Origin of the sequence: Hymenobacter mucosus, assembly GCF_900188255.1 — a bacterium.
Classification (GTDB): domain Bacteria; phylum Bacteroidota; class Bacteroidia; order Cytophagales; family Hymenobacteraceae; genus Hymenobacter; species Hymenobacter mucosus.
The window spans coordinates 1-4,734 of record NZ_FZNS01000028.1 but is presented as its reverse complement, the minus strand read 5'-3'; the positions used below and the strand labels follow the sequence as shown (position 1 = coordinate 4,734).

Below are 4,734 nucleotides of genomic sequence, written 5' to 3'. Positions count from 1 at the left end.
GCGTTTCGCGCTGCCGATAGTTGTGAGCGGTCTTGGCCGCGCCCGCCTGGGCGGTCTTAATCTTGGCGACTCGGCAAATGGCGTAGGGCATGGGCGGTGGGGAAAGGGGATAGATACTGCGTAGGGCCGGCCGCAGGCCCACACCGGACGTAGTCCGGTATAGTGGGTTATACCGTTGTTTTTCTCGCGCGGTTTTGGGCCTGTTGTTTACGCTTATTACTTACGCTAACGGGTCTTTTTTAGGGTACATGTTGGGCAAAACTTACGCTTGTCACTTACGCTAATACCCTTATTTACTGCTCTTGATACGCTTCATTCGGGTGGCCTGGGCGTTCATTTCCTGCTGCTCGTTGTACTGTACTTTCTCGATGATGGAATTATTCGCTACCCCGGCCCATCCCTGCACCAACGCTCGCAAACGACCAAACGCTTCGGCTGCCGGCAACCCCTCGACCTGCACCAGTGCTTCCGTGGCCGACCGTCCGACCGCTACCAATTTATCAGCTAAGTACCGCTCGTCTCCGCTCGCTGGCTTCCCCCATGCCTCCCCCCGCTTGATGAACTGGTGCTGCACCACCCGGCACGAAGTTGAGCAAAATTTGCCCCCTCGACGCTTCGGCTCATAGTCCTTCCCGCACTTCTGGCACTGCACTATCATAGGCGAAAATACAAAATACTCCCCGTTCCGGGGATAGGTTTTCTTTGGCATTTTCCCCGCCGCGCTGTCTCTTCTCTTCTTTCCTCACTGCCCCAAACAGCGCGGCGGGGAAAATGCCTGAAAACCTAAACACCACTCAGCAGAGGGCGAACCTTCAACGCTGGGTGGTGTCTGAGCTGGGCCAGCAGAGGGCGAAACCTGCAACGCTGACCGGCGCGTCTGGGGGCTGTTTTATTCCTGGCCGGTTGCTCCTCAGCAGAGCCGGTTACGCTTCAAACAGCTCCCAAACTTAAGTCCTTTTTTCCCTTTTGTTCATGATGACCATAGTGAATGGGGTCGCACAAGAGTAGGAACGGAAAACAACGGTAAGCCAACTTGACTACCATAAACGAGCTGATTCGTCTCACCAAGTCAGTCATTCATGCAGCAATGCGCCGTTGATACGTGAGATAAGCAAAAGCTACACGCCAGCCTGGCCAGAACCTGCTTTTCTCAAAAACTGCCTTCGTAGCGTTTAAACGCACGTATTTTGAGACACTCCAGTCCGCCAAAATCCGACCGCACGGCCTTAGCGTTGTTTTCCGTTCCTACTCTTGTGCGACCCCTGAATGCCTCGTTCGGAGTTTACGAAACTCATTTCCTCGGCACGTTTCGTAAACTTTGATTCGTAGACGGGTTTCTTAAACTCGCTGGGCGCTGCAATGGCCTACGAGCACCTGGTGCCGGGCAACTGCCAGGTGTTCACGAAAAGGAGCCTTTAATAGGCCTTCTTCTTCCTATCGGGCGGATTTACACGATAAGCCCTTTATCAGAAAGGGTAGTCCAAAAACAGGCTAGAAAAGGGCGATTCCAAGCAATCAAGCGGGTAGGCCGACTTTATCAAAAAGGAAATCCTTTTTGATAAACCTCAAATTTGCTGTCGGTAATAATCACTGAATCAATTGGTTAATTGCTTAGCGTGTAAAACCGCCCTTTTGCAACAAGAACCCCTAATAGTCCTCAAGGATGCCAACGTTTATCACCTTGCCCTGTGCGTTGACCTTGATTTGATAACTGTCCGAGGTGCCAGGTCGGTGTTGGTAGTGATAAATGATTTCCACCGGGGGCCCGTTGAAGCGGGCCACGTCTTGCGGCGGTCCCATGAGACGGTGCACCTGGGTTGTGTCCATGCCCACGCGCACTTGGCGGATGTGGCGCCCGTTGGCAGTACTCGCCTGGGCGGCGGGGCTGAGGTGGGTGTCGTAGTTGACCCAGAGTACCAGCCCGACTACCACGCTAACCAGCGCAATCAGCAGTGCAAAGAACACAGTAGTGGAGCGACGGCGTACCAATAGCAGAGAGACTTATAATGTACAAGAAAACGGTGATTTTGCTTATCCTATGCTGAACGGGGGAATGGCATCAAATACCGACAACTGTTGTGGGTCACCTTGCTTTAACTTCTTCTTTTTGACGTAGCTACGCCCAAAGCCTACCTAGTTCCCATTGAACAGTATCATGTGGTTGATGAAGTACACCTTCTCATTGTAGAGATTTACCTCATTTTAGCTTCTCATCGATAAGCGCAATAATCTGTGCAAACCCCTGATTTACTTGCTGTTTTAGCTCAGATTGTCCCTGCTCTAATCTAGCTTGACCTTCTGTCAGTTGTTGGGTTCGGGTAAGTAAAAACTCGATGTTATTGCTTTGGGTAGTTAAGGTATTGGTAACGACTACTGCAAGTTGACGCACTTGGGCAGACACCCGCTCTACTTTGGCGGCCGTTTCGTCCTGTTTAGCGAGTATTTCGCTAATAACTGGCTCCAATTGGTCTAGTCGTTGTTCGGGACTGGGCATCAGATAGTGGTTAAATCGTGTTGTAAAAAGTAGGGTAGGTTTTCTCTACTGTCCTTTTGGGTTGTCAATTTTAGATGACAGCTCGCGAAGCTGATTCAGGTTTGGATTGAATGAAAGGGTCAATTGCTGAGGATCTTTCTCTTTAATCTGCTTGCGAACATAGCTCTTAGCGAAAGTCACCCGGTTGCCATTAAAGAGCACTTTAGGGTTGATATAGTAAACATTTAAGCTCACACTACGGGCTATAATACCTGCCGTGAGAAGCTGAGCTAATCCTGTATTAACTTGATTTCGGTGTTTGTACTCAGTGTATTCCATACACTCACCCATATGAAAGTATAGTTTGTCATCACCTCTTCCAAGGCGTTTCATTAAGTACCCAAATACTCGAATACCAGGGGTAGTAATGCTGAAAAAGCGGAAGAATTCGCCAATAAACAGCTTATTAAACTGCTCATTATCAACCTCTATCTCCCGAACGAACATACTTTCAGCAGCCATATTCCCTTCGTGGTCAAGAACGTAAAATTTACGCTCTCCATCACTGTCTTTAGGTGGCCTGATTACTTGTCTCTTTTTTGTCGTAACAAGCTCATTTACAGCCTCTTTCACGAAAGGATTAGTCTCGTGTTCTATAAATTCCGTGACTTTTACATACTTCATAAGACAGCCTTTAGCTAACCGTTAAGAGGTAACAAAGTTAGCAACACGTTAGATATAAGCTAACAGGATGCTAACTTTATTCAGGTATATAAGGTAGCATTAAATGGAAAAATAGTAACTTAATACAAATGGTACTTTCTAGTAAAAGTACAAAAGCCTTGCTAACCATTGGTTAGCAAGAGTCTCCCTTTGGTTAGCAGACCCCCCTTGATTATCAATGACTTATGACATGTGTATCTTAATCTTAATAAATACCCTCTACCAATGCAATTGGTAGAGGGTCTGTTGGACTTACGTTTGTTCATCCTCCCATACTAATTCCTCCTCCTCGTTTCTGCCCCTTACTCTGCTCCTGGTCGCGCTGCGCGGTGCGCTGCACGGCTTGGTCGTAGGCTTCCTTCATCGACACCCCACCCGGTTTCAACTCGGTCAACTCGAACCGGCTGCCAGTGGTCGTGTGGCGCAATTCGCCCTGTTTGGTGGTCGCGTCCTCCCGGTAGGTGTACCCGGGGAGCCTTTTTAGCTGCTCAGTTAAGTCCCCAACTTGGCGAATAGGGGCCTTTAGGGCTTGCTGAACGTGTTTTTCGGCTTCCGCCTGCATATCGGCGCGCACCTTCCGGGCGTGCTCCAGTACCTTCTCTGGCAAGGGTTCACCCTGCAAGACCTGCACAGCAGCGCGGGTCCAGGCCCCTTGGTACAATTCTCGACGCCCGATTTCCTTTGTTTTTGTGCCCTCCACACTCGCCAACTGCCGGGCAAGGGTCTTTTCCCGATCTTTGGCCCCGGCGCTGTCCTGCGCGATGCTGGCCGCCTTGCTGGCCCGCTCGTTGGCCGCGGCGAGCTGCCGGGCCAGTTCCGCATTCAGCCGCGCCTCCTGCTCGGCCCGCCACTTGCTCAAGTTGACCAAATCAAACCCATTCGGTCCCTCGATGCTCAGGCGTGTGGCTGGCTCCGGCTTGGTCAGCTCCGCTAGCTCGCCCCGGCTTCGCTCCTGGGCCCCGTAGACGTGGCGCATGACCTCGTGCTTGGCGCGGCTGTGCTCAACCCCTCGCTCCATCCCAAACGGCTTCATGGCCTCGGCGTACTCGGTTTGCAGGGCGCGCAGGGTCTTCGGGTTGAACACGTCCTTGGCTGACAAGCGGCCGTCGGCTGTGATGGGCACGACCACGGCGTGAAAGTGGGGCGTTAGCTCGTCTTGGTGCAGGGTGCAGCTCACCACGTTCTGCTCCCCAAACTTGTCCTTTAGAAATGCAATATTGGCCTCGGCCCACTGGCTGCCGTGCCAGTCGTGCGGGCTTCCATCCTCCTGGCGCTTGAATGCCTCCGGGCTGGCGGTCAGTAGCACCTCCACTCCCCGCACCGAATCATGCCGGACTTTGGCCCCAGCCTCCTGAATGCGCTCGGTGGCCAGCTCCTAGTAATTGCGCTCGCCCGTGTTGATGTACTCCCGGTTGAGGGGCTGGCGCTCGGTGTCGGCGTTGGGCGTTTCGCGCTGCCGATAGTTGTGAGCGGTCTTGGCCGCGCCCGCCTGGGCGGTCTTAATCTTGGCGACTCGGCAAATGGCGTAGGGCATGGGC

The 4,734-nt window shown here is 52.2% G+C and carries 5 protein-coding genes; all 5 read right to left on the bottom strand.

Translation table 11 applies throughout. The annotated features are described in order from the left end of the window. Window positions 1–289: 289 nt before the first annotated feature. The 5 genes from CHB83_RS23365 to mobV all read right to left on the bottom strand — a co-directional run bounded on the left by CHB83_RS23365 (window position 290) and on the right by mobV (window position 4,553). Complete coding sequence (locus tag CHB83_RS23365; RefSeq protein ID WP_089334545.1) at window positions 290–658, bottom strand: hypothetical protein; 369 nt, start codon at window positions 656–658, stop codon at window positions 290–292. A gap of 989 nt (window positions 659–1,647) precedes the next feature. Next, a complete protein-coding gene (bamE, locus tag CHB83_RS23360; protein ID WP_089334544.1) occupies window positions 1,648–1,989 on the bottom strand; it encodes an outer membrane protein assembly factor BamE domain-containing protein in 342 nt (113 codons plus the stop codon). Between the two features lie 208 nt (window positions 1,990–2,197). Continuing rightward, complete coding sequence (locus tag CHB83_RS23355; protein ID WP_089334543.1) at window positions 2,198–2,494, bottom strand: hypothetical protein; 297 nt, start codon at window positions 2,492–2,494, stop codon at window positions 2,198–2,200. A gap of 45 nt (window positions 2,495–2,539) precedes the next feature. Next, window positions 2,540–3,157, bottom strand: coding sequence for a hypothetical protein (locus tag CHB83_RS23350; RefSeq protein WP_089334542.1), 618 nt, complete (start codon window positions 3,155–3,157; stop codon window positions 2,540–2,542). A 301-nt stretch (window positions 3,158–3,458) separates the two neighbouring features. Continuing rightward, on the bottom strand, window positions 3,459–4,553 hold the full coding sequence (mobV, locus tag CHB83_RS23345; RefSeq protein ID WP_262490747.1) for a MobV family relaxase: 1,095 nt from the start codon (window positions 4,551–4,553) through the stop codon (window positions 3,459–3,461). Window positions 4,554–4,734 lie beyond the last annotated feature (181 nt).

What these genes read in the sequence shown, in the direction of transcription:
- CHB83_RS23365 (WP_089334545.1), bottom strand. Translation starts at nt 658, where the DNA reads ATGATAGTGCAGTGCCAGAAGTGCGGGAAGGACTATGAGCCGAAGCGT.
- CHB83_RS23355 (WP_089334543.1), bottom strand. Translation starts at nt 2,494, where the DNA reads ATGCCCAGTCCCGAACAACGACTAGACCAATTGGAGCCAGTTATTAGC.
- CHB83_RS23350 (WP_089334542.1), bottom strand. Translation starts at nt 3,157, where the DNA reads ATGAAGTATGTAAAAGTCACGGAATTTATAGAACACGAGACTAATCCT.